Source organism: Anabaena sp. 4-3 (assembly GCF_001597745.1).
Classification (GTDB): domain Bacteria; phylum Cyanobacteriota; class Cyanobacteriia; order Cyanobacteriales; family Nostocaceae; genus Trichormus.
Window position 1 is genome coordinate 135,189 of the sequence record NZ_LUHJ01000067.1, and the last position, 25,950, is coordinate 161,138.

At 41.5% G+C, this 25,950-nt stretch carries 21 protein-coding genes and 1 pseudogene; 16 read left to right on the forward strand and 6 right to left on the reverse strand.

What is annotated here, in order from left to right; genetic code table 11:
* Positions 1–219 precede the first annotated feature (219 nt).
* From A3775_RS18805 to A3775_RS18830, 6 genes are all read left to right on the forward strand, one after another.
* Positions 220–1,602, forward strand: coding sequence for a CmpA/NrtA family ABC transporter substrate-binding protein (locus tag A3775_RS18805; protein WP_066375777.1), 1,383 nt, complete (start codon positions 220–222; stop codon positions 1,600–1,602).
* A 234-nt stretch (positions 1,603–1,836) separates the two neighbouring features.
* Positions 1,837–2,676: a nitrate ABC transporter permease gene (ntrB, locus tag A3775_RS18810; protein WP_066426236.1), complete on the forward strand. Its 840-nt coding sequence runs from the start codon at positions 1,837–1,839 to the stop codon at positions 2,674–2,676.
* A gap of 81 nt (positions 2,677–2,757) precedes the next feature.
* Positions 2,758–4,761 (forward strand): nitrate ABC transporter ATP-binding protein, encoded by a 2,004-nt coding sequence (locus A3775_RS18815; protein ID WP_066426238.1) that lies wholly within the window; start codon positions 2,758–2,760, stop codon positions 4,759–4,761.
* A 169-nt stretch (positions 4,762–4,930) separates the two neighbouring features.
* Entirely contained in the window at positions 4,931–5,800 is an 870-nt protein-coding gene (locus A3775_RS18820; RefSeq protein WP_066426240.1) for a nitrate ABC transporter ATP-binding protein, read from the forward strand.
* 499 nt (positions 5,801–6,299) lie between these two features.
* On the forward strand, positions 6,300–7,175 hold the full coding sequence (locus A3775_RS18825; RefSeq protein WP_066426241.1) for a lipid kinase: 876 nt from the start codon (positions 6,300–6,302) through the stop codon (positions 7,173–7,175).
* 209 nt (positions 7,176–7,384) lie between these two features.
* Positions 7,385–8,005, forward strand: a complete 621-nt coding sequence (locus tag A3775_RS18830; RefSeq protein ID WP_082803788.1) for an exopolysaccharide biosynthesis protein — start codon at positions 7,385–7,387, stop codon at positions 8,003–8,005.
* A gap of 142 nt (positions 8,006–8,147) precedes the next feature.
* Here the strand turns inward: A3775_RS18830 and A3775_RS18835 are convergent.
* Positions 8,148–9,402 (reverse strand): annotated as a pseudogene (locus tag A3775_RS18835) (RNA-guided endonuclease InsQ/TnpB family protein).
* A 127-nt stretch (positions 9,403–9,529) separates the two neighbouring features.
* On the opposite strand from A3775_RS18835, the gene trxB reads away from it, so the two are divergent.
* From trxB to A3775_RS18855, 4 genes are all read left to right on the forward strand, one after another.
* A complete protein-coding gene (gene trxB / locus A3775_RS18840; RefSeq protein ID WP_066426244.1) occupies positions 9,530–10,897 on the forward strand; it encodes a thioredoxin-disulfide reductase in 1,368 nt (455 codons plus the stop codon).
* Between the two features lie 206 nt (positions 10,898–11,103).
* Complete coding sequence (locus A3775_RS18845) at positions 11,104–12,000, forward strand: ABC transporter permease (protein WP_066375799.1); 897 nt, start codon at positions 11,104–11,106, stop codon at positions 11,998–12,000.
* 101 nt (positions 12,001–12,101) lie between these two features.
* Positions 12,102–12,302, forward strand: a complete 201-nt coding sequence (locus A3775_RS18850; RefSeq protein WP_066375801.1) for a hypothetical protein — start codon at positions 12,102–12,104, stop codon at positions 12,300–12,302.
* A 382-nt stretch (positions 12,303–12,684) separates the two neighbouring features.
* Entirely contained in the window at positions 12,685–13,578 is an 894-nt protein-coding gene (locus A3775_RS18855; protein ID WP_066426245.1) for an ROK family protein, read from the forward strand.
* A gap of 347 nt (positions 13,579–13,925) precedes the next feature.
* Here the strand turns inward: A3775_RS18855 and A3775_RS18860 are convergent, their stop codons facing one another.
* The 3 genes from A3775_RS18860 to A3775_RS18870 form a co-directional block, all read right to left on the reverse strand.
* On the reverse strand, positions 13,926–15,368 hold the full coding sequence (locus tag A3775_RS18860; protein ID WP_066426247.1) for a hypothetical protein: 1,443 nt from the start codon (positions 15,366–15,368) through the stop codon (positions 13,926–13,928).
* A 79-nt stretch (positions 15,369–15,447) separates the two neighbouring features.
* Positions 15,448–16,320 carry a macro domain-containing protein gene (locus A3775_RS18865; RefSeq protein WP_066426249.1) on the reverse strand — a complete coding sequence of 291 codons (873 nt, stop codon included), beginning with the start codon at positions 16,318–16,320 and terminating at the stop codon, positions 15,448–15,450.
* A gap of 47 nt (positions 16,321–16,367) precedes the next feature.
* A complete protein-coding gene (locus tag A3775_RS18870) occupies positions 16,368–17,969 on the reverse strand; it encodes a hypothetical protein (RefSeq protein ID WP_066426251.1) in 1,602 nt (533 codons plus the stop codon).
* Between the two features lie 89 nt (positions 17,970–18,058).
* Between A3775_RS18870 and A3775_RS25300 the strand changes: the two genes are divergently transcribed.
* From A3775_RS25300 to A3775_RS18885, 5 genes are all read left to right on the forward strand, one after another.
* Positions 18,059–18,193, forward strand: a complete 135-nt coding sequence (locus A3775_RS25300; RefSeq protein WP_255363873.1) for a hypothetical protein — start codon at positions 18,059–18,061, stop codon at positions 18,191–18,193.
* A complete protein-coding gene (locus A3775_RS18875) occupies positions 18,190–18,417 on the forward strand; it encodes a type II toxin-antitoxin system HicB family antitoxin (protein WP_066426253.1) in 228 nt (75 codons plus the stop codon). The genes A3775_RS25300 and A3775_RS18875 overlap by 4 nt, the downstream gene beginning before the upstream one ends.
* A 1-nt stretch (position 18,418) precedes the next feature.
* Positions 18,419–18,634 carry a type II toxin-antitoxin system HicA family toxin gene (locus tag A3775_RS18880; protein WP_231867035.1) on the forward strand — a complete coding sequence of 72 codons (216 nt, stop codon included), beginning with the start codon at positions 18,419–18,421 and terminating at the stop codon, positions 18,632–18,634.
* A gap of 233 nt (positions 18,635–18,867) precedes the next feature.
* The gene (locus A3775_RS24415; RefSeq protein ID WP_156481678.1) at positions 18,868–19,020 is read left to right on the forward strand and encodes a hypothetical protein; all 153 of its coding nucleotides are present in this window, start codon (positions 18,868–18,870) and stop codon (positions 19,018–19,020) included.
* 229 nt (positions 19,021–19,249) lie between these two features.
* Positions 19,250–19,813 carry a hypothetical protein gene (locus A3775_RS18885; RefSeq protein WP_066426257.1) on the forward strand — a complete coding sequence of 188 codons (564 nt, stop codon included), beginning with the start codon at positions 19,250–19,252 and terminating at the stop codon, positions 19,811–19,813.
* A gap of 168 nt (positions 19,814–19,981) precedes the next feature.
* Here the strand turns inward: A3775_RS18885 and A3775_RS18890 are convergent, their stop codons facing one another.
* Together A3775_RS18890 and smc are read right to left on the reverse strand one after the other, a co-directional pair.
* Entirely contained in the window at positions 19,982–20,959 is a 978-nt protein-coding gene (locus A3775_RS18890) for a PRC-barrel domain-containing protein (protein ID WP_066375804.1), read from the reverse strand.
* A gap of 58 nt (positions 20,960–21,017) precedes the next feature.
* Entirely contained in the window at positions 21,018–24,614 is a 3,597-nt protein-coding gene (gene smc, locus A3775_RS18895; RefSeq protein ID WP_066426259.1) for a chromosome segregation protein SMC, read from the reverse strand.
* Positions 24,615–25,003: 389 nt separating this feature from the next.
* Between smc and A3775_RS18900 the strand changes: the two genes are divergently transcribed.
* Entirely contained in the window at positions 25,004–25,879 is an 876-nt protein-coding gene (locus A3775_RS18900) for a hypothetical protein (protein ID WP_066375810.1), read from the forward strand.
* The last annotated feature ends 71 nt before the right edge of the window (positions 25,880–25,950 follow it).

The following is a 25,950-nucleotide window of genomic DNA, read 5'->3' on the forward strand; positions in this document are numbered from 1 at the left end:
GTAAACTGATTTCACTGACGAAATAAAGACGTTAGCAACCACCAAATAAAGCCATCAATTTACCAATAGTTAGTCATAAATAGCATTGCTGTAAAAAAGTCTTTGCTAGCAACTAACCGCATATATTGACCAGTTTTATAACTGTTGCAAGAAACATCAAAGTTTACTTGCATAAATTTTTGTGCCTAAAAAAATTAAAACAATTGTTGAGGAGATGTTATGTCAGACTTTTTTAACCAAATTTCTCGCCGGAAATTTATCATCACAGCAGGTGCATCGGCTGGTGCTGTGTTTCTCAAAGGTTGTTTAGGAAATCCGCCAGAAGCTAACACTGGCGGGAATAGCCAATCTGCACCAACAGCCCAACCAGCCGCTAATATTAGTCCCGAACAAGCCCCAGAAACTAACGCAGTTAAGTTAGGATATATCCCAATTGTAGAAGCTGCGCCATTAATTATTGCCAAAGAAAAAGGCTTTTTTGCTAAGTATGGGATGACTAATGTTGAACTTTCTAAACAAGCTTCTTGGGGTGCGGCTAGAGATAACGTAGAAATTGGTTCGGCTGGTGGTGGAATTGATGGTGGTCAATGGCAAATGCCTATGCCCCATTTAATTACTGAAGGTTTAATTACCAAAGGTAATCAAAAGATTCCCATGTATGTATTGTGTCAGTTAATTACACATGGAAATGGGATTGCGATCGCCAACAAACACCAAGGTAGCGGCATCGGCTTAAAACTAGCAGGTGCTAAGTCTGTATTCTCCAAACTCAAATCCTCACCCACCCCCTTCACCGCCGCCCAAACATTCCCCGCCGTTAACCAAGATTTCTGGATTCGCTATTGGTTAGCAGCCGGTGGTATTGACCCTGATGCAGACGTGAAATTGCTCACAGTCCCATCAGCGCAAACCGTCGCCAACATGAAAACAGGGACAATGGACGCTTTCAGCACCGGCGATCCCTGGCCTTTCCGCATCGTTAAAGACAAAGTAGGCTACATGGCGGCATTAACCGCAGAAATTTGGAAAAATCACCCCGAAGAATATCTAGCCATGAGGGCTGATTGGGTTGACCAAAATCCCAAAGCTACCAAAGCCTTATTAAAAGGCATCATGGAAGCTCAACAATGGTGCGATAACTTTGATAATCGCCAAGAAATGGCTAACATTTTGGCACAAAGAGCTTATTTTAACGTGCCAGTTGATGTTTTAATCGAGCCATTTATGGGTAAATACGACATGGGTGAAGGTCGCAAAATTGATGATAGATCAATGGCAGCTTTGTACTGGAAAGATGAAAAAGGTAGCGTTTCTTATCCTTACAAGAGTCATGATTTATGGTTCATCACCGAAAGTGTGCGTTGGGGATTCTTACCCAAAGATTACATAGCAAATAATGCAGCCAAAGCTAAACAACTAATTGATAAAGTCAACCGCGAAGATATTTGGAAAGAAGCAGCAAAAGAAGCGGGTATTGCGGCGGCTGATATTCCCACTAGCACATCTCGTGGTGTAGAAGAATTTTTTGATGGTGCTAAGTTCGACCCCGAAAACCCAGAAGCATACCTCAAGAGTTTGCAAATCAAGAAAGTGAGTGTTTAGTTATTAGTCATTAGTCATTAGTCATTGGTCATTAGTCATTAGTCATTAGTCATTGGTCATTAGTCATTAGTCATTAGTCATTGGTCATTAGTTATTAGGAATTGGGCATTGGATATTCAATAAATCAAAACTCAAAAATAAATCATGCAGAATCAAAGTGATGTAATTTTGAATTTTGATTTTATTTATCTACTCCCAATTCCTTTTTCAAAGTAGTCATCTGAGGAACAAATCATGACCCTAGCACAAAAAAGACCCGGTAGCCAAAAGCTTGATAATAGCTTTGTATCTCAACTACAAAAGCAATTACCTAACGTTGTACCACCCACCATTGCTATTGTTACATTTTTAGTTTTGTGGCAATTATTCTCTTGGACTCCCGGCGCAACATTACCAGGGCCAATTCAGGTTGTACAAGAAACTTGGGAGTTGATTATTTATCCCTTTTATGATAAAGGAGGGATTGATAAAGGATTATTCTGGCAGATTTTTGCTAGTCTCCAACGGGTAGCTATTGGTTACTCTTTTGCTGCCGTGATTGGTATTGCTTTAGGCATTGTCATCGGTGTTAATAAAACAATGTCTACAGCGTTAGATCCTCTGTTTCAGTTATTGCGAACTGTACCGCCTTTGGCTTGGGTGCCTATTTCCTTGGCAGCCTTACGCCAAAACGAACCCGCCGCCCTATTCGTGATTTTTATCACCGCAATTTGGCCGATTTTAATTAACACTGCGGTCGGTGTGAAAGAAATCCCCCAAGACTATAACAACGTTGCCAAAGTTCTACAACTTTCTAAAAAAGACTATTTCTTGAACATCCTCATTCCTGCTGCCTTGCCCTACATTTTTACAGGTTTGAGAATTGCAATTGGTTTAGCTTGGTTGGCAATTATCGCCGCAGAAATCGTTATGTCAGGTATCGTAGGTATCGGCTTTTTCATCTGGGATGCCTATCAAAACAACTACATCAGTGAAATTATCTTGGCACTCGTTTACATCGGTGCAGTTGGTTTGTTACTAGACAAACTCATGGCTTGGATTCAAACCCTGATTTTACCAACTGAAAAGAAATAATTTTTGGGGACTGGGTATTAAGAAAAAGTTCTCCCTCATCCCCCCTACACCCTACACCCTACACCCTACTTCCTGAAAACTATGTCTGTATTTGTTGCGGTTGACCAAATTGACAAAGTATTTAATCTGACTGGCGGCGGTCAATATATTGCCTTAAAAGGAATTGACCTGCAAATTAAAAAAGGTGAATTTGTTTCTTTAATTGGTCACTCTGGTTGTGGTAAATCCACATTATTAAATATGATTGCGGGTTTGGATTTACCAACAGAAGGTGTGGTGACACTGGAAGGACAAAGAATTACCAGACCAGGCCCAGACCGGATGGTAGTATTCCAAAATTATTCTTTGTTACCTTGGCGGACAGTTAGAGAAAATATTGCTCTGGCGGTTGATTCCGTGATGAAGGGAATGCCAGCAGGTGAACGTAAGGCGGTTGTAGAAAAACATATCGATATGGTGGGGTTGCGTCCCCATGCTGACAAACAACCGGGAATGTTATCTGGTGGACAAAAACAACGGGTAGCGATCGCCCGCGCCTTAGCAATTCGCCCTAAACTACTACTATTAGATGAACCCTTCGGCGCACTAGATGCCCTCACCAGAGGTAACTTACAAGAACAGTTAATGCAAATCTGCGAAGAAAATGAAGTTACCGCCGTCATGGTAACTCATGACGTAGATGAAGCCGTGCTGTTATCTGATAGAATCGTCATGCTCACCAATGGCCCAGAATCTAAAATTGGTGACATCTTAGAAGTTGATATCCCCCGACCCCGTAAACGCATGGAAGTAGTCGAACACCCCAGCTATTACAGCCTACGGAGTGAAATGATTTACTTCCTCAACCAACAAAAACGGGTGAAGAAAATTCGCGCCAGAAAAACGGCGGCTGTGTCTCGGCATGGCTTAGAAAAAGTTAACCTAGACATTGGCTTCCTACCCCTCACCGCTTGCGCCCCCCTCGCCGTCGCTAAAGAAAAAGGCTTCTTCACCAAACACGGTTTAGATGAAGTTAACCTAGTCCGGGAAACAAGCTGGCGCGGTATCGTTGATGGTATCTCTGGCGGTTATATCGATGCGGCACAAATGCCTTCCGGGATGCCTATGTGGTTAACATTGGGAGGACATAACAATCAACCCCTCCCCGTTGTCACCTCCCTCACCATGACCCGCAACGGTAACGCCATCACCTTGGCGAAACGCTTCTATGACCAAGGTGTGCGTACTTTATCTGACTTCAAAGATTATCTGTTGCGTACCCGTGACCAACGCCACATCATGGGGGTAGTGCATCCCGCATCAATGCACAACTTATTGCTGCGTTATTGGCTAGCAGCAGGGGGAATTGACCCCGATATAGATGTGGACATGAAAACTATCCCTCCCGCCCAGATGGTAGCTGACTTGCAAGCAGCCAGCATTGACGGTTACTGTGTCGGTGAACCTTGGAACTACCGCGCGACTGAGGAAGGTATAGGCTTTACTATCGCCACAGACTTAGAAGTTTGGTTAGGACATCCCGGTAAAGTTCTGGGTGTACGCGAAGATTGGGCGGAAGCTTATCCTAATACTTATATTGCTTTAACTAAAGCTTTGCTGGAAGCTTGCCAATATTGTGCAGACCCAAACAATGCTGAAGAAATTAGACGTATTGTTGCAGGTCGAGATTACGTCAGCACTGATTTAGAGTATATTCAACTGGAAGACCCTGATTCGGTTGCCTGTAGTTTAGACCATCCACTGCGGCAGTATGCTCACCATCAATTCTATTCTGAGTCGGCAATTAATCGCCCCAGCCGTACTGAACAAATTTGGATTATGAGTCAATTGGCGCGTTGGGGTGATACTCCCTTCCCTAGAAACTGGGTAGAAGTTGTAGAGAGAGTTTGCAGTGTGCGTGTTTTCAGCACTGCTGCTAGAGAGTTAGGTTTGGATGTTAGCTATACTCGTCAACCTATTCAGTTATTTGATGGTACTCCGTTTAATGCTGATGATCCTCTTGCTTATCTCAACAGTTTGAGGATTAAGCGTGATGTTTCAGTGGCGGAAGTGATTCTTGATTCTCCAACTAGACGAGTGGCGTAGTTGAGGGTGAGAGAGTGTCGCGAGGTTTGAGTTGATTTTTAAACGCAGAGGTACGCGGAGGTAAACGCGGAGGTACGCGGAGGTTGAGGATCGGCAATTTCGGTTGCTCTCTGTTCAATGTTTTTTTCGGAATTAAGTCAAGTTTTCAATCTATTACTCGGTTAATACTATGGCAAGCCGTAATTCAAATGTTACTGATTTTACTAGAGATAGACAGGGAAGACCTTTAGGTGTTGGTAATCAGGGTCATAGAAGTTTCTTAGAAATTCAAGATGTTACTAAGGTATATCCGACTAAGAAAGGCCCTTTTACTGTTCTTGATGGTGTTAACTTGAATGTAGAGCAGGGTGAGTTTATTTGTGTTATCGGTCACTCTGGTTGTGGTAAGTCTACTCTGCTAAATATGGTGTCGGGGTTCGCTACTCCTACTACTGGGCAAGTTTTATTGGAGGGTCAACCAATTACTCAGCCCGGCCCCGATAGAATGGTGGTGTTTCAAAATTATGCTTTGTTACCTTGGCGTACTGCTTTTGAAAATATCTATTTAGCTGTTAATGCTGTTTACCCCAACAAGATGGAAGCCGAAAAACGGGCTATTGTTCGGGAACATTTGGCAATGGTGGGTTTATCTGATGCGATGGAGAAGAAGCCTACCCAAATGTCCGGCGGTATGCGACAACGGGTTTCTATTGCTCGCGCTTTGGCTATTCGTCCCAAGGTGTTGATTTTAGATGAGCCTTTTGGCGCGTTAGACGCGATTACTAAGGAGGAGTTACAGGAAGAACTGCTGAAAATTTGGAATGAAAATCGCTGTACGGTGTTGATGATTACTCACGATATCGATGAGGCGTTGTTTTTGGCAGATAAGTTAGTGATGATGACTAATGGCCCACACGCTAAGATTGGTGAGGTGATGGAAATTCCTTTTTCTCGTCCACGCGATCGCGCCCGCATTATGGAAGATCCACAATATTACAAGCTGCGTAACTATGCGCTTGATTTCCTCTTTAACCGGTTTGCCCACGATGATGTCGGTTAACAGTGTTCCCAGATGACCACAATTGGGATCAGGGTAAAAGATAAAATGTAAAATTTGGTCATTTTGCTGTTTATCTTTTGCCCTTTTCTTTTTATAATCAATCAACTATAGATAAACGCCGATAAATCATCGGTGTTTAGTTGTTTTTTCAACAATTCTTAATTATGAGGTTTTATCTATGTAAATTATAATTTCATCACTATAAATAAATGTAAATATTTCTCAAGGTGGATTGACATATAAAAAGTATTCTGAATCTAAATTTTAGATAATCACAACAAGATTAATTAATTAAAACTATCTTTCCTTCTATGTTTTCTTTTTGATACCCAGGCATAGACACATATAAAGATAATCAAGTTAAGCTAGATTACGCCAGATGACTGTCATAAGTTTTTTTGTTACTTAAGCAACAAAAAATTTTTAGTATGTAAGTAAAAAGTGAGCAGTGTAGATGGTTGTGGATAATTCTTCATATTGCCTTCAAAGAGTACGCCCCATGAATAACCGCGCACTGCTGTTAATAAATCATCATGCTCGCCACGGTCAAAAACGTCTCTTAGAAGCAATTAATTGCTTAAAAAAACTCGGCTTTCAGTTAATTGAAGAATCAACAGAACACCCCTCACATTTAGCTCAAATTATACATCAATATAAAAATCAAGTTGACTTAGTAATAGTTGGCGGTGGTGATGGTACTCTCAATGCGGTAGTAGATGCTTTGGTAGAAACTCAATTACCCTTGGGAGTTTTACCTTTAGGAACTGCTAATGATTTAGCTAGAACTTTAGGAATTACTAACTCTCTACAGGAAGCCTGTGAAATAATTGCTCATGGTGAATTGCGGCGCATTGATTTAGGTTGGGTAAATGGTAAACATTTTTTTAATGTTGCTAGTTTGGGTTTGAGTGTCAAAATTACGCAAAAATTGACGAAAAAAATTAAACGACGCTGGGGTGTCTTTGCCTATGCTGCGACTGCATTACAAGTAATTTGGGAGTCTCGCCCCTTTAGTGCCGAAATTCGCATGAATGGTCAATCATATCGCGTCAAAACAGTACAAATCGCTGTCGGCAATGGTCGCTACTATGGTGGTGGTATGGCTGTAGTCCATGATGCCAAAATTGATGACCAAAGACTCGACCTTTATAGTTTAGAAATTAAAAAGTGGTGGCAAATTATACCCTTGCTACCTGCTATCCGCAAAGGTAGACATATTCATCGCCAAAATGTCCGCGCTTTACATGGACAAGAAATTGAAGTTTACACCCGTAAACCCCGCCCCATCAACACCGATGGCGAAATTACCACTTACACCCCTGCTCATTTCCGTGTCATCCCGAAAGCTGTGGCTGTTTTTGTTCCACCAGTGTAACAGAAGTGTAGGGGTGTAGGGGTGCGAGGAGAGAATGACCAATGACCAATGACTAATGACCAATGACCAATGACTAATGACTAATAACTAATGACTATCTCTGCAATGATACTCAAAAATTTGATATATTCAGGAATAGTGCCGGGTGCATTTGTATTTAACTTGAAGTGTCTTTTAGGTAAGTCAAGCGGGGTACTGTGAAAACTCAGATGGACTCACACCAAATACACCTGAGATTTTCTCAAGATATTAAGTTATTGCTACAACGTCTAGCCCAAGAACCTCTGTCTCTTGGTGAAATTCTGGCGGAAACATCTGAAAGGGGTTTTAGTTTAGTCATTACGTTATTAGTTCTGCCCTTTTTGTTGCCTATGCCACCAGGGTTAACAGGGCCTTTTGGTGCGGCTTGTTTATGCTTGTCTGTACAGATGATACTCGGTCGGCGATCGCCTTGGCTACCTAAACGCATCGCCCGCTATAAATTCCCTCGCCCCTTTGCTCACGTACTTCTACAAAACCTACGCCGTGTTACCAAAGTCTTAGAAAAAATTACCCGTCCCCGCTTGACAAAAATCGCTAATTATGATTTAACTTGGCGGATCAATGGCTTGTGTATCTCTTGGTTAACATTATTACTGATGTTACCAGTCCCCTTCACTAATCCCATCCCCACAGTCGGAATTTTACTTTTAGCAGTCGCCACCATTGAGTCAGATGGCTTATTAATTTGGATCAGCTATGGCATCACTATTTTAATTACCATGCTATTTGGATTTATCGGTTATGCCTTGTGGTTAGCACCTAGCTTATTACCATCTATTTTTAGATAAAAGCCCCTAGCTCAAAACTCAGGGGCTTGTTTTTCTTAAGGTGCATCTACTTAACTTATATATTCATTCAGATTTATGTAACATCAGGAAGAATTACTAGCCAGTGGTTGCTCATGAGATTAATGTCTTGACACTCTCCGCCCTATAAGGGCGGAGATTCTTCAATCATAGACCCAACTTGCTCATGCAAGATTTCTCCAACCTGAGTAGAGGTCGAATCTCCCAAAGCGTTCGGATCTAAGATCCAAGTTCCCGTATGCCCTACGGTACTCAAGGCTAATTTCAGAATGTTGATTGCAGCATTCCAATCTCTATCCATCTCAAAACCACATTCACAGACATGAGTTCTTGTAGATAAAGATTTTTTAACTACCGCACCACAATTAGAACATTCTTGGGAAGTATAGGCAGGATTAACAGCAACAGTTATTCTGCCAAACTTCACCCCAAAATACTCTAACCACTTTCTGAATTGATACCAACCAGCATCATTAATAGATTTGGCAAGACAATGATTTTTGACTAAATTTTTAATCCTCAAATTTAGCCTTCGGCAAGGCTTCGCCTACATAGGCTACCAAATCGTTAGATTGGATTACGCAACGCGCTACTCTCTTAGCGTGTTCTAGCCTTCGGCGGGCTACGCCTACACGTTGCCTACTTATTTTGAGGTGTACTCGACCTAATCTATTAACAGCTTTTTTACGGTTGATAGAAGCCCTTTTTTTGCGAGAAACACGACGTTGATAAAACTTTAATCGTTTTTCTCCTATGCGATAAAATCTAGGATTAGGTTCACTATGCCCATTACTATCTGTGTAGAACTCTTTTAGACCCACATCTAAACCAATGGTTTTACCAGTCGGCTGTGTTTCTATTTTGTTATCTACACTTATCAAGAATTGGGCATAATATCCATCGGCACGACGTACCAATCTAACCCGTTTTATCTGGTCTATTGGATAGAAGTTTAAGTCCCACGTTCCTTTTAGTTTAAGGTTGCCAATTCCCTTTTTATCTGTAAAAGTAATCTGCTTTCTCGTTTGTGATAACTTCCAGCCAGAGGTTTTGTATTCCACTGAACGGTTATTTTTCTTAAATTTTGGATAACTTTTCCTTCCGGCAATATTCTTTTTGCAGTTATCATAAAACCGAGCTATTGAGCTATACGCTCTTTCTACTCCTACCTGACAAGCATGAGAGTTTAAAGCTTTCACAAAGGGATATTCAGCCCTTAATGCAGTGTTGTAGCGATATAACTCTTTCTGCCCTACACCATGATTATCCATCCAGAAACGGATACACTTATTGCGGACAAATTGAGCCGTTCTTATCGCCTCATCTATAGCTGCGTATTGAGTTGTTTTCCCTTTGACTTTAAACTCTACAACTCTCATTGACGTGGAAAACATCTACGGCATTTATCCTAACACAAACAAAGCCGCCCTACAAGGGCGGGGCTTGTATCCCATTGTTTTTGGTCATGCTATACTAAACGTAGTCGTTATGAGTTTGTATAAGTTTATGACTAACCCAACTGTAGAAAACTTAGTAATTATCGGTTCTGGGCCTGCTGGTTACACGGCGGCAATTTATGCTGGACGAGCTAACTTAAAGCCTGTGGTATTTGAAGGTTTTCAAGCTGGGGGTTTGCCAGGTGGGCAACTGATGACGACGACGGAGGTAGAAAACTTTCCGGGGTTTCCCCAAGGAATTACCGGGCCGGAATTAATGGATAGAATGAAGGCGCAAGCGGAGCGTTGGGGGGCTGAGTTATATACTGAAGATGTGATTGCAGTAGATTTAAGTCAGCGTCCTTTTACGGTGCGATCGCCAGAAAGGGAAGTCAAGGCAAATACTATCATTATTGCCACTGGTGCGACAGCAAAACGTTTAGGTTTACCGAGTGAACATCAATTCTGGAGTCGGGGAATTTCTGCTTGTGCAATTTGTGATGGTGCTACGCCAATTTTCCACGGTGCAGAATTAGCGGTGGTTGGTGCTGGCGACTCGGCGGCGGAAGAATCGATTTATTTAACTAAGTATGGCTCAAAAGTTAACTTGTTAGTGCGTTCTGATCAGATGCGGGCTTCTAAAGCCATGCAAGACAGGGTTTTGAGTAACCCTAAAATCCAAGTCCATTGGAACACGGAAGCCGTAGATATATTTGGTAACGGTTTCATGGAAGGGGTAATAGTTCGCAATAACAAAACTGGCGAACAAAGCAAACTATCAGCTAAGGGCTTATTCTACGCTATTGGTCACAAGCCTAATACTTCTTTGTTTCAGGGACAGTTAGAACTAGATGAGGTGGGTTACATTGTGACTCGACATGGTTCTCCAGAAACCAGTGTAGAAGGTGTATTTGCTGCTGGTGATGTGCAAGACCATGAATATCGCCAAGCAATTACGGCGGCTGGTAGTGGCTGTGCGGCGGCGTTGTTGGCGGAACGTTGGCTGTCTGCTCATGGGTTAATTCAAGAATTCCACCAAAAACCAATTAACAATGAATTAGAACCTCAGCCAACCGCTAAGAAAACGGAAGCAGAACAAGCGGCGGAATTTGATTTGACGGCAACACGCCATGAAGGGAGTTATGCTTTAAGGAAATTATTCCACGAAAGCGATCGCCTGTTAGTTGTGAAATACGTCGCCCCCGGTTGTGGCCCTTGTCATACTCTCAAGCCTATATTAAATAAAGTCGTGGATGAGTTTGACGGTAAAATCCACTTTGTCGAAATTGATATTGACAAAGACCGCGAAATTGCCGAAAATGCTGGCGTGACTGGAACACCGACTATTCAATTCTTCAAGAATAAAGAATTATTGAAAGAAGTCAAAGGTGTGAAACAAAAGAGTGAGTATCGGCAGTTAATTGAGAGTAATTTGTAGAGATTCGGGATTAAAGATTGGGGTAGAGTTTTTTGACTGATACTTTCTCCCCAAACTTCATAATAATAGGTGGGCATTGCCAACAATATAAAACTCAGGCTCTTAGCAACTTGCAAGCAATGCCCACCCTACAACTTTCCCAGTCCCCAATCCCCAATCTAATATGTAAAATGGTCAGGGTATCTTGCTCAATGCAGACTCACATAATGACCGTCACTAAACGTCAACTACCGTTATTGTTACGTTTTGCTAAAAAAAGCAGCCTTTCCCAAAAATTAATGGTAATAGGGTTAGCTATTACCCTGTTTTTTATTTTCCTGGCTTTTTTTGCGCCTGTATTTCAGGCTTGGGGATGGCTACAAGATCCGAAAGAATTTCTCTCAAACCCGCTTCAAGAAGCACCTTCTGCTAAACATTGGTTTGGCACTAGCCGCTTAGGACATGATGTGTTTTCTCGCACGATATTCGGCGCACAGGCGGCGTTGCAAGTGGTGATTTTGGCAACAGCACTGAGTATGATTTTTGGCGTACCTTTGGGGATGCTGAGTGGCTACCTGGGCGGTAGGTTAGATAAGGTGTTGCTGTTTCTCATGGATAGTATCTATACCTTACCGGGGTTGTTGCTGTCTGTGACACTGGCGTTTGTGGTGGGGAGGGGAATATTAAATGCTGCGATCGCAATTAGTATTGCATACATTCCCCAATATTATCGAGTGGTTCGCAACCACACCGTCAGCGTTAAAACAGAGGTATTTATTGAAGCGGCGCAAGCAATGGGGGCTTCTACCTGGATTGTACTGTCTCGTTATCTATTTTTCAACGTCATTCAAAGCGTACCTGTACTGTTTACCCTCAACGCTGCCGATGCCATTTTAGTATTAGGTGGTTTAGGCTTTTTAGGGCTAGGCTTACCGGAAGAAGTGCCAGAATGGGGTCATGATTTAAAACTAGCACTAGAAGCTTTACCTACAGGTGTGTGGTGGACTACCCTATTCCCTGGTTTGGCGATGACTTTCATGGTGGTAGGGTTATCACTACTAGGTGAGGGGTTAAATGAATTTGTCAATCCTCGATTACGGGGAGAAAATGGAAACCGGAAATAAACAATTCAAAATTCAAAATTCAAAATTCAAAATTAAGAGTGCTGTTTTTGAATGCTGAATTGAAGCTAAACATTCATTGTATTCATAACTGAGAGATTAGAGTGAAAGATAACATTTCTTTAATTGCGGCGGCGGCTGGTGGGTTTATGCTTTCTGTGGCTTTGGCTGGGATTTTAAAAGGTGCGCCGATAACCGCTTGGGATAAACAATCAAGTTTTCGTCCTACTGTGAGTGATTTAAGAGTCACTCCGCGAAAGAGCGATAGTTTAGAATTTTTTGATGCGAAAACATCGAAAAGCTAATACAGCGATTTTCTGGTAAATGAACCACAAAAGAAAGTTTGAAAACCTTGTAGAGACTAAGCATGGTAAGTCTCTACACTTTAGTCTAATTAGCCTCTACACGGTGGTCTAATTAGCCGAAAACTGCTGTATGCTTTTCTGAATCACCCTAAGAGGATGTTTGAAAAGTATTATCATTAACACCAAAGTCTCTCAAACCTAACCCCCCCAGCCCCCCTTCCCTACAAGGGAATGGGGGTTTTAAAGCCTCTCTCCTTGTAGGGGAGAGGTTTGGAGAGGGGTTTTTAGTATCGTTGATGACTTGACAAACATCCTCTAAGATGGGTTATTTTCATCAGCTTAGTCACAGCTAGCTGATAGTTTGTGGTGTGAGGAATTAAAAGTGGGGAATTCTCAAGTTATTGGGATCGACGTGGGGGGAACGGCGATAAAATTGGGGCGGTTTACTCCAGATGGTCATTGTTTGCAATCTTTGACTGTTGCCACTCCGCAACCGGCGACACCGGAAGCGGTTTTGGCGGTCATGGTGGATGCGATCGCCCAAATTGATGTAGATAATCAAACTATGGCTATTGGTGTCGGTACTCCAGGCCCGGCTGATGCTACAGGACGTATTGCCCAAATTGCGATTAATTTACCAGGATGGCAGAATGTGCCTTTAGCTGATTGGTTGGAAGCCAAAACTGGCAAACCCACCGTTATTGATAATGACGCTAATTGTGCAGGTGTAGGAGAGGCTTGGTTAGGAGCAGGTCAGCAATTTCAGAATTTTATTCTCTTAACCTTGGGGACTGGGGTTGGTGGTGCAATTATTCTGGATGGTAAATTGTTCGTGGGACATCGAGGAGCAGCCGGAGAACTGGGATTAATTACCCTGCAACCGGATGGCCCTGTATGTAAGAGTGGTAATCAAGGCTCTTTAGAACAATACACATCAATTAAAGCCATTCGTCGCCGGACTGGGAAAGAACCTGCGGAGTTGGGAAGGCTGGCGAAAGCTGGAGATGTGAACGCTTTAGCATTTTGGGAAGAATATGGGCGTGATTTAGGCACGGGTTTAGCCAGTATGATTTACATTTTAACACCAGAAGCGATCGTGATTGGTGGTGGTGTGAGTGCAAGTTTTGAATTTTTCTTTCCAGCAGTTCAGGCAGAAATTGAGAAGCGGGTGATGCCAACCTCGCGGATGGGTTTACAGATTATCCCTGCACAATTGGGTAATTCTGCCGGGATGGTAGGCGCGGCTAAATTAGCTTGGCAAAAGTTTCGTATTTAACAGGTGGTACAGAAGGCGGTTTGCATATCTACTGATGTTACTAATGCCAGTCGTACTTTGCTAATGACCTTGAACACTCTGGACTGGGAAGGGTAAATTTTGGAAATTATGGGTATTCCTCGGCAAATGCTGCCATAAATTCACCCTTCATCAGCCATCTATAGCACAGCTACAGGTAGCTTCGTAGGAGTTGCCATTGCTGCTGACTTAGGCGACCAACAAGCTGCATTAATGGGACAAACTTGTTTTCATGTGGGTGAAGCCAAAAATACCTATGGTACTGGTTGCTTTATGCTGCTGAATACAGGTCAGCAAAAAGTGATTATCCAATCTACCCTACAGATATTTTAGGCGTTTAGATTGCAATTACCTTTTACCTCAATAACAACAGGTTCTTGATTACCGTAAACCTGCTTTCTTTGCCCATGAAACTGAACAGATAGTATATTATTTTTGAGTAGGGTAAGCTTTAATTCTAATATATGTTCAACTATGCGACTCATTTTTAAATGATAAACTGCTGTTAGACGAGCATGAGTTAGGAAAAGCTGCGGTTCATTTTTTAGGTTTGTCCATAAATTCAGAAAAACACACTGTTCTACTTTAATGGAATTGTCATAACTATTCTTAATATAATTAATTATGTAATCATCATTGCTATTCTGTCTGTTTGGTGGTATTTCATTTAGTAATAGAAAACGAGCGCGTAACTCAGCAATTTTATCTGCGCTATAGCCATTAAAGTTAACCTCTATCATGTTGTTTCCTTGTGCCTGTGGATATGGCTTTAAGGTAAGGACAAAGGTAGTTTTACCCTTTATGGATTCTGGTAAAACACTTTCTACCTGCATTATTGCTGCTTCATTTTGGTAAGCATAGTGAATTTGCTTTTTAGAATAATGTTGTTCTGGGTGCAAACTACGTAAGGCAGCTTCTTGTGCTGAATCAACTGATGAAATCATAACTCTCACGCTTTGATCTAACAAAGTCTTAACAGATTCAGTTAAGTATAATTTGCCATCTAACAAAATCCATGCACCTGACTTACTAACACTTTTTTGAGAGCGAGTTGTCGAAATTTTTCTAGCAGGTAATTGTTTTTTTACTGTGGGTGATGACTTTAGCTTAGTCTTTTTCTGTGTGGACAATGAATTTGATTTTCTTCGATTAGATACTGTAGTAGTCGAAGATTTTGAAGTCTCATTTACTGGAGATGACAATTTAGTATTTTTGGACGAAGTAACACTGGATTGTAGAATCTTGCTGTTACGTTTGCTTAACCATGACAATAGATTACTACGGAATTGATCGCGGAAGTTTGCAGGAGCAGAATATTCTCGTATCAATGCTTTTGTTTGAATTTTTTTCTTGAATGCTAATACCTTTCCTCGCTGTTCTAGAGCTTCTTCTGTATTAAGTTTTGCTGCTGATTGTCGAAAGTAAAACCATATTTCAGGCTGACTATTTTTCTGCCAGCATTTAACAGCCCTCTCAAATTCTTCAACTGTACCAGACTCAGCACGCGGTGTTGGAGTTCCTATACGATTCCACATAATACCAACAAACAACGCATACTCTTTCATGTTTCCAATTTGCTGGTTGAGAACAGCTTGACCATCTTGGCCATAACCTGGAAAGGCATTTTCTGAGCGGACTACATCTAGTTTTACTCCTTTACTATCAGCAATTGTACGATTAATTTCATCAATTACTTCATCTAAGTAGTTACGCTCTTTAGGTACATCGCTTGGCGAAGCTAGGAATATCTTTATTTTCTCTACTTGTGGCATTGCTGTCTGATCGAAATGATTTTGAATATTCTTGGAATTGATGATTCTAATATTAATAATGCTTCTGATATTTTATATTTCAAAAGCAAATTGAAGTAATAAAATCCTGAAGTTCATAAAAATCTATAGAATCTAAATCTTTTGTATAAATCATTAATGTCAGTTTTCTAGTAATAAATTCTCTTTTTGATGCCAAAATAAAAGAAGTTATAATCAACTTAGATAGCTGCATTCGAGACAGACCACTACGAGCCAGATCAGAACCTATAATTGGTATTACTACATCTGTACCGTGACATTTGAGACGAACTTCTTGCCAGAGTTTATCTAGCGAAGTAGAAATATAATCGGAATTTGACTTGACTGTTAAATCATTTCTCATGTATCCATAGGCAGTTAGGAAATATCGTTGTTCATAAGAACCAAGCGTGATTGTAGTGCCAATGGGATAACGCCAAGCTTTCCCACGTTTTTTATCAGGGTCTAACTTGCGATTACCAGTGTGTTCTTGAAGAGCAGTTTCAATATCTACATTTAGCTTATCCTCTTTACCTTTGTAAATTCGTTTGAGAAATTGCCCTTGAACGCTAGAGTCTCTGATTACTTCTCCCAGTTCTGTATCGAAAACATCATTAAACCCAATAACTAAATGTCCGTTTTCTTGAAATATATCGCCAACCTTAATTTCAATATTTGTATCTGGTGAAGATAAGTTACAGGATACAGATATCTTAGGAAAATTTTGGATAATTGCAAAAACAAGAGATATCACAACCAGGCCTAAATAACCACCTAAGCCAAATTTAAGTTTTTCTGGAAGAAAAAAGCTGGCAGGTTCAAGAAATAACCAAACTGCACCAAAATTACTAAAAAAAGAAATTAAAACCCGTTTTAATCCAACTTTTTTTAACAGAGTAAAGTAAATAGTTAAATTCGTAAATTTAAGTTGCATAAAGTTTCTCAATTACTAATGTTAATAGTTAATATAGCTATATTATGCTATCTGTTGGTCTGAAGATATTTTGCTAATTCATTATAGCTGGAGATTCTTATACCTTGTTTTGCTAGTAGAATCAGTGGACTTATATGGTTTGGAAGACTGACTCGTCCAAAATCTTGCTGAGATTTAGTGGCAATTGCGTCATACCTTGCAGCAGTTTCTTGTAATTGTGCATCACCTCCAAATAAGTCTGATATTCCAGAGCCATACCTTCCCTGTCGTGTAGCAGCATCCTGAATCACTTTAAACATAAATTTTTTGGTTTCCCAACGCCATGTAAATGAGCCAAAGTAAGGATACTCTTTGGATTGTTCAACTGATTTGAAAGAAAGCAGAAACTCAAAAAAATCGAACCAATCTATATATCTTGCTTCTTCCTCTTTAGCGTAAAGTTTGCTTTTCAGCAAGGGATCTAAATGGTCACTAACAGGGCTAAATCGGCGTTCAAAGCCAGGTTCTATCATTTGTGAAATACTACTATAAAAAACATATCTTGGATCTATTGCATCTACCAAAAAGCGATCACTACGATATTCACTTGAATAAACTTGACGAGATGTCACCTCTTTTAAGAAGTTGATTTTGCCCGCGCGCAAAGCTGAAATTCCCAGCGTGTATAGTAGAAGCAGTCCAGGATAAGTTTTAATGTAACTTGCCCATTCATAGCCTTCAATTTTTCTAGTGCTGAGTCGCTCAATCCAGTCTCCAACAATATCTAGCCATTCAGGTGAAGTTTCATCTGCATACCTTCCAATAGCAGCTAGGGCATACATAGATGGTGTTGTAGCTGTTTCCAAAATATGCGCGATCGCAGGAATTGTTTCTACTGTTGGCTGTCTAGAAAGTAGTTGAGCAAAATCAGGTGAGCTTAGTACAGACTGAATACTTGAAATTTCTTGCTCTTTGGCATCCTCCATATCTTGAACACCGAAGCGTGAATCTAGCAATGTTTTGATTGAAGTTTGTGCCTCGGAGAGTTTTTGAAATGATATCTCTGTGTTGAAAGTCATTGGTATTGTCTGAACAGGTAGACCAATTGCTTGCTCAGTGAGTTTTGCTTCCTGCTCTGCGGCGCGTCGTTCTTTGTCTTCTCTGGTAATATCTTGAACGGCAGATGTAATATGTCGAAAAACTCTCTCTCTAAACTGTTCAATAGTGTTGTAGCGGTTTGCTAGTCCTGTTGGTTGCAATTTCTCCCAATATTCTTGAACTTGCTCATACTGTTCTCTATCAATTTGAGAAGGTGAAACTACTTTGTCAGAGAAGTAGACTATGCAACGTTTACCTTCATTTTTAGCTCGTGCAATTTCAATTTCTGTGCCGGTTCCACCTAGTGCAGTAGGTGTACCCAAGCGAGTCCAAAAAACGCCAATTAAAAGGTCACAGGTATCAACTAACTGACGATTAATAATTACCTGTCCAGGTTCTCGCAAATCTGGTGTAGCATCCGTTTCCCAACCAATGGGCATCAGGATAATTTTCATATTCACGGCGTTCATTGCATTCCATCGGGCAACTTCTTCTCGGATGATCTCTCTTTCTTCAATAACATCTCCGGGACTAGCAATGAGAATTCGATAAACTTTAGCTTCGATTGGCATAGTATAGATAGGACAAGATTATTCCATATATAGCGCAAAAATATAGTTTTTTAGGGGTTATTACACTATTACCTCCCGTTAACGAAGTAATGATTTGGGTTATCACTTTTAACAGTCCTTCTGTGCGATCGCTAACCCTTTCCTTTCTCTGCTTTGCGCCGCTCATCGTTTGCTTTCCCAGTCAGGCTATTATGGTGAAATATCCCCAGGAGCAAGCAGCATGAAACGAATTCAACAATTTACTGCCATTATTGAGCGTGAAGGTGATGGTTATGTATCCTTATGTCCAGAATTAGACATTGCCAGTCAGGGGGATTCTGTAGAGGAGGCAAAAAATAATTTGCTGGAAGCGTTGCAACTATTCTTGGAAGTGGCAGATCCTTCAGAAATAGAGAATCGCTTACATACAGAAGTTTTTGTCACCCGATTGGAGGTAGCGATTGGGTAAGTTGCGAGTTTTATCAGGTCAAGAAGTCTGCAAAATTCTAGCAGATAATGGCTTTTTGGAAGTGCGGCAACGTGGTAGCCATATTATTATGCAGTTGAAAACTGAAGAAACAACCGTAACTGTGCCTGTACCTAACTATGCAGAGTTAAAGATTGGAACATTGCAATCTATTATTCGCCAATCAGGATTGCCCCGTTATCTTTTTGAGGTTGTCTAATGGCTTGAATTGATCACGCTGATTTGTGGGGTTTACGAAAATATAAATAGTGATTGCCCCTAACACTCCCTCGATGCGATCGCCACATCCCTTACACCTGTTTTTCAATCACATCAAAAGCCACACCAACCCCATTTTCTGCCTGAATAATACCTCCAACTCTGAAGTTATAAATCTTGTAGTTATTAAATGCTATAATTAATCAAATATAATTTATTATTTCTTATAAAAATATGGAAAGAATCGCAATTCAATTTGATGCTGAAGTAGCCAAAGCTTATCAAGAAGCAGAACCACAAAAACAGCAAAAAATTCAGACTATTATTAACGATTTACTTAAATTAATTATTCAAGACACATCCCTAGATGATATTATTCAAGATTGATAATGAAATGCACTCAACGGTGGCAGTTCTAAAAGTGGCTCACCCTTTCCTTTCTCTGCTTTGCGCCCCTCATCGTTTGCTTTCCCAGTCAGGCTATTATGCTGAAATATCCCCAGGAGCAAGCAGCATGAAACGAATTCAACAAGTGGTAATTGCAATACTTATCCGTAATTGCAATCAAAAAATGGGAAATACAAGATAGTAGTTCCCTAAAAATAGGTTTGAAAGCATGATTTTTAGCTGCAAAAATCTCGGTTATGTATGTGGATTATTTCTATTAGTCGGTGCTAGTAGTTGCAATTATTCAGCTGTAGCTAATCCAAACAACTCAACACAACCATTAGCACAAGAGCAGATTAAAACAACCAAACCCCAGCCTCACGCAGTTTTTAAATCAATCATCCCCAAATTAAACCAAAAAAGCCAAATTAAGATTTTATTACCAACATATATTCCTGAATCTGATGGCGCAAACCCTATTTACGCCATTTTGGAAACTGCTACACCCAAAAAGTACGATATTCTCCTGGGTTTTACTCCTGACTGCACTGGGGGGACGGCTTGTCGTTTGGGTGTGGTTTCGGCTGAAGCTGTTACCAAAAAAACACCACGTCCGACTGGTAAACCTGTTGCTTTAGCTAAGGGTATTACTGGCTATTTTGTGGATTTTCGTTGTGGTGCTAATTGCTCAGATGCTACCTTGAGTTGGCGACAACAGGGTGTACAATATTCTATCGGTTTGAAAGCAGGTAAGCGGGCTGAATTGGTAAAAATGGCTAATTCTGCTATTTGACCTAATACCAATTCTCTATGAAGTCACATCAAATCAATGATGTAGAGACGTTGCATGCAACGTCTCTACAGTGCAGAATCAAGTGCATCTATTAATTGAACGTAGAGACTGGGTAAATTACCAACCCCAAAAAATTACCCCTCCTCGTGGCTGAGGAGGGGTGAAACTTTAATATCCGCCTTCTTCTTCGTATTCTGGCTGTCTTTCTTTGATTTTCTTGGGAATATTCACTGGTTGCGGTGGTGTGTCTTCCCAAGCATCACCCTCTACATCATCATAATCGTCGTAATCGTTGCTGTAGGGCTTGTAGGGCTGGGCTGGTGGTTCTTGATATCTGTCTCTCCCTGTGGCTTCGCTCCAGTTATCTTCTTCGTCTTCTTCGTATTGAATGGACTCGTACTGTCTCGCCCTCATGACTTGACGCTGTGGCCTTTCTTCTTCAATATAGTCTTCCGTCCATTCTTCTTCTACTACTACGGGTTCAGGGGTGCGGACTCTGGGCTGGGGTGGTTGTAATGGTACACCACTGGGTAATTGATTGGAAGGTGCAACGGTGCGGGGTGCAGAGTAGCCAAATTCTTCTTCGGCTTCCCGTTCCCAGGGTGCTTTACCAATACCCAAGCGTTCGAGAACACCGACGGTTAACTGGTTGACTCGTTCTTCGGCTCCTTCAAATACAATTAGTCTGCTGGGGCCTGTACTAACTACTTCTTCTATAGAAATCTCGTAGGTACTCAAAAACTGGTCGGGAATTTGGGGTACGCCTAAAGATGCGATGACTATGGACTGTAGTTTACCTGATTCTCCCTCGAATTTGAAGCCCCGCACTCTCCCTAAAACTTCTCCTGTTTCGGTGATGACTTCCCAGTTCATCAGGTTGCTGAGGGCTTCGACTTCTATATCTTCAATCACATCTTCGTTATCAACCAGGATGACATCCCCAAATTGGTTGATACTGCTAAGATACATATATCGTGGTAGACCAGAGATAGAGATCAGGCTGTCTCGCAAACCAAGAGCCACAACCTCTCTTTGATCAATATCTACCCATACTTGACTGACGATACCTAATCGTTTGCCATTGTCACGGGTAATCACCTGGGTATTTAATATGTCGGAACGCCTAATTATTTGTTCAGAGGTCATTCTATACGGAGTCCTGATCTCGAATCCGGTTTATCTATACACTATTATTAACAAAAACTCAAGCAGATGTATTTGAGGATTGTAACTTAATTCCCAAAACTTGGGTATAAGCTCCTCTGGCCTGAGTAACGCCGATGGTACGTTCGGCTGATTCTATCATCGGGCGGCGCAAACTCACAACTATGAACTGCGCTTGTTGGGCTTGTTGCTTGATCATTTTAGATAATCTTTCGACGTTTGCACCATCTAGAAACATATCTACTTCGTCAAAGGCGTAAAATGGTGAGGGGCGGTAGCGTTGTAGGGCAAAGATAAAGCTGAGGGCGGTGAGGGATTTTTCTCCCCCAGACATTGACGCAAGTCTTTGGACTGGTTTACCTTTGGGGTGGGCAACTAAATTTAAGCCACTGTTAAAGGGATCTTCAGGATTATCTAGTTGCAGGTAGCCGTCACCGTCGGAAAGGGTGGCGAATATGGATTGAAAGTTTTCATTTACAGCATCGAAGGCTTCTTTAAATGCGATTTGTCGCAAGGTGGTAAAGTTTTCGATTCTTAAGAGTAGTTCGGTACGTTCTGCTTCTAATGTCTGCAATTTTTGGCTGAGTTCTTCGAGGCGGTTTTGGGTACGCTCATACTCTTCTAAGGCTAACATATTCACAGGTTCCATTGCCTGTAAACGTTTGGCGATCGCTCGCAATTCTTTCTGTAGTTCTTCTAAGTCTACCTTATCCGGCACTTCTGGCAAGGGATTCGGCAGTTCGGGAACTAATTCCTGTAATTGATTTTGTAACACTGCTAAATCTTCCCGTCGCTTTTGTTGGGTTTCTTGCAGTTTTTGAATTTCCCATTCTAACTGTTGCTGACGGTGAAGATGCGATCGCATTTCCTGTTCTAGTGCGTCCCGTTTTTGTTTCTCTTCTCCTAAGTTGTTTTCAAGTTCGCTTAAATTCAGACGAGTTTGGCTAATTTGCTCATTTAAATTGGTTATTTGTTCTAAAACACGATTTATCGCGTCTCTACAAGATGCTTGTTGAGTTTGATATTCACTGGTGCGTTGTTCTGCTTCTTGGATGCGTTGTTGTAAGAGTTGCTGTTGATTTTCTAGGTTTTTTAATCTTTGTTCAGCTTCTCTTAAGGTGGTTTCCCGTTGTTGTAATTGCTGTTCTTGAGTTTTAATTGTCGCCTGAATTTGTTGCCATTCGCTGGGGGTTTGGGAAGCTTCTAACTCGGCGAGGGTGTGGCGTAATTGCTGTAACTGAGTTTCTTGTGCTGGTAATTCTCTGTCTAAAATTTCCAGACGGGTTTGAGCGGTGGTAAACTTGTCGGTGTTGTGGGTGAGTTGCGATCGCGTTCCTGTTAACTGGGCGGTTAAACTCTTAATATCCTTCTGCAACTGCTCTAATTTTAACTGCTGTTCCCGTCTGGCTTGACGGGTTTCTGTGAGTTCTTGGGTGAGTTGTTTGGTTTTAGTAGATAAAGTGGCGATCGCCTCCCCACAACGGTCTAAAATTCTCTCTATATCCTGCAAACGCTGTTTTAAAGCTATAGCTTCTTCAGACTCCGCCGCTTCACCTGTACCAAAGCGTAACGCTGAACGCTGGTTAGTGCTACCCCCAGTCATTGCGCCACTGGTTTCTAACAATTCCCCGTCTAAGGTGACGATACGATATAAACCTAAATTCTTCCGTGCTTGTTCCAAATTGCTGAAGACGACAGTGTTACCGAAAACATAATTAAACACATCTCGATAACGGCGATCGCATTCTACTAAATTCACAGCATAGTTAACAAACCCATGCGCTAACCGCAGCGTAGCATCTTGGGTAAATTTAGGAGCGTGAATTTTATTTAACGGTAAAAAAGTCGCTCTCCCGGCGCGTTTTTGTTTGAGTAACTCAATTCCGGCGGCAGCAATACCATCATCTTCAACTACAATATGTCCCAAACGCGCCCCAGCCGCAATTTCCAACGCCAACTGAAACCGGGGTTCTACTCGTCCCAAATGTACCACCAAACCACAAACCCCAGGCATTCCCGACTGAATAATCACCTTACTGGCTTGAGTTCCTTGAACTTCTTGCTGTGCTTGCGCTTGCGCCTCAATTTTATCTAACTGGCGTTGTTTTTCCCGTTGTTCTTGTAATAGCCGCTTTTGTGTCTCCTGCTGAATTTGTAACTCTTGTTCTGTCGCGGCGAGATTTTGCGCTAAATCTTGGATAGGTTGACTAGAACTATTAAACTCAGTTTCTAAGTTGTTGCACTCCGCTTGTTTTACAGCTAACTCCGGTTCTAAACTCTCGATTAACTGGGTTTCTTCTGCAATTAACTGCTGTAATTGATTATTGCGTTCTTGCAATTGTGCTTGTTCAGTACGCTGGGGTTCAAGAACTTGCAACAAACTTTCAATTTGACGACTTAACGCTGCTTGCTGCTGTACCCATTCATCCGCCGCCGAAGCAATTTCTGTAGCCACAGCGCGGGAATTATCCAAAGCTTGTTGTGCTTCGTCCCGTTGTTGCTGACAATAAACGATAGATTGCTGTTCTACAGCCTGTGTTTGGACGATTTCCGCCAAACCCTGCTGATGTTGTTGAATTTCCGCCTGAGTTTGCGCCAACCGCCTCGCCGCTTCTTTTTCCTTCTCAGTTAACTCCGCTTGTTGACGTTGTAATTGCTTACGTTCAGCTTCTTGGGTAGCGAGGGTAGACTGTACCGCCAAAACTTCCTCTTCCCCCAAAGCCTTGACATGGGCGTTAAGTTGTGCTAACAAATCATTCTTTTCAGCAATTTCGGTAGTTAAACTGGACAATTGAGAAGTCAGTTCAGCGAAATTGCGATCGCCCGTTTGAATTGCCGTGGCTAAAGATTCCTGTTGGGCTTGTAGGGAACGCCAAGATAAAACCGCCTCCCAAGACTGCTTCTGCACATACTCAGACCGCAGTTTTTGATACTTTTCCGCCTTCGCCTTATCTTGAGACAGGCGATCGCGCTGTAAACTTAACTCATTCTCAATAATTCGACAACTATCTTCCTTTTCCTTCACCTCATCAAGAGTAGCCTTAGCCTGATGAATCTTGCGATCAAAAGCTGCCACACCAGCCAACTCATCAATAATTTCCCGACGTTCCTTAGCATTCATCGAGATAATACTGGTAACATCCCCTTGCAGCACCACATTATAACCTTCCGGGTAAATCCGCAGATTTTCCAAAGCCTCATGTAACTCCGTCAGAGTCGAAGACACCCCATTAATGTAATAAGTAGACGTATACGTTCCCTGATGAGTCACCCGTAACTTGCGCGTCACACTCCATTCCGTCGCAGACTGGGAATCCTCCTCTAACTCCTCTCTCTGCGCCTCCGCGCCTCTGCGTGAGAAATCCTCCCCCGACAAATCAAAAGTCACCGTCACAATAGCCTCAACCGCCGCCCGACTTTTAGCCGTTTGAGTATTATTAACCAAATCCGGGAGACGATCAGCCCGCATCCCCTTAGAACTAGCCAACCCCAAACAAAACAGCAAAGCATCCAGAATATTAGACTTACCCGAACCATTAGGCCCAGAAATGACAGTGAACCCCGGTAGCAGAGGGACAGAAGTAGTGCCACCGAAGGATTTAAAATTGGTAAGTTCTACGCGCTTAATATGCACCATAGCTGGGTGCTACTTAACTCAGATTATGAAGAACAAGTGTATCAATTAATCAAAATTTAGCAATAGGTTAGACAAAAAACTTCTGGATTTTCACATTTTAGAGGGTAAAGAGAAAAGTGTAGGGGTCGCCTACAACTAATTTTGGCATCAATAGTATAAAGTAACGTATTAATCTTGACATAGCCATGACTTTATGATTTCCGATTTTTAGAGAACTGCCAATAGCAAATTAGTTAATACCTTAGTAGGAAGGCACGGATGATTATGTTATGCTTTGGCTAAATTGTAATTTTATGTATCAAATCTTCAGAGATACCACTCATGACATCTCATTGATGAATTCGCTAAAAGAGTTGTAATCTCTACCATTCATAAACCACAATAATTAGGTGAAACTGTACAGCTTGAGACGAGATAAAAACCAAAATGAAGCCAAACGTCAATTGCTGAAGGCACTAAACCAGCGTGATTCAACTGCTATACAAAGATTAATTATTTATTGGACAAAAGTTTTAGGTGCAGCAAAACTCACTAATTTACTGGTTAACCAAGTTCTGCGCGAATGTGATGGTGATAGTCACAGATGGTTTTTACAAAATTTTTTCGGGCAATCATACTATGAACAAGTGCAGCAACAAGCCGAAAATCATCTGTGGCAAATATTAGTGAATGCGGGCTTAAAACCGGGTAAAGACTTCAGCTTTGGCATTGATGACGAAATTATCATCAGCGATCGCGCTCAGGAAATTATCCTTAATCAGTTACCCCCAGAACAACAAGTTTTATTGGCGGCACAATTACAAACCTCACCCGTTCCCGATATCACAAAGGCGATTGAAAAACAATTAGGATGTCCATTTTTTGCCAATTTAACCGCAATTGCCGCGCAAAACGTTCATTGGTTAAGTAATTCGCAAGCAGCCGCTTATTTGGGGGTGCTGATAGCTGGTTTAGTCAAGCGCAACCCTGCACTTCAAGATGTAGATTTCCCGACAAAATTTATTTTTGCTGCTTTAGCCGGATTACCACAGGAACGAGTCACAGCCATTATTAATGATGAGGAGTCAAATCCCCAGTTTGATGAATTAGTAATTATACATGATTTGTTGATTGCAATGGAAGAAATTGAAGACTACAACCTCACCCAAATAGAGCATGACATCAGTGTAGAACAACTGCGAAAACTAGATTTAGTCTGGTGTGGTGAGCGTCGCATTGCCGAACTTATCGCCAAAATGGAGGATGGGCATTTTAGGAATAGTTGAAGAAACAGAGGAGCAGGGGAGCAGGGGAGATTGGTTCAAAAATTCAATAATTCAAGAATTCTTTAATGCAA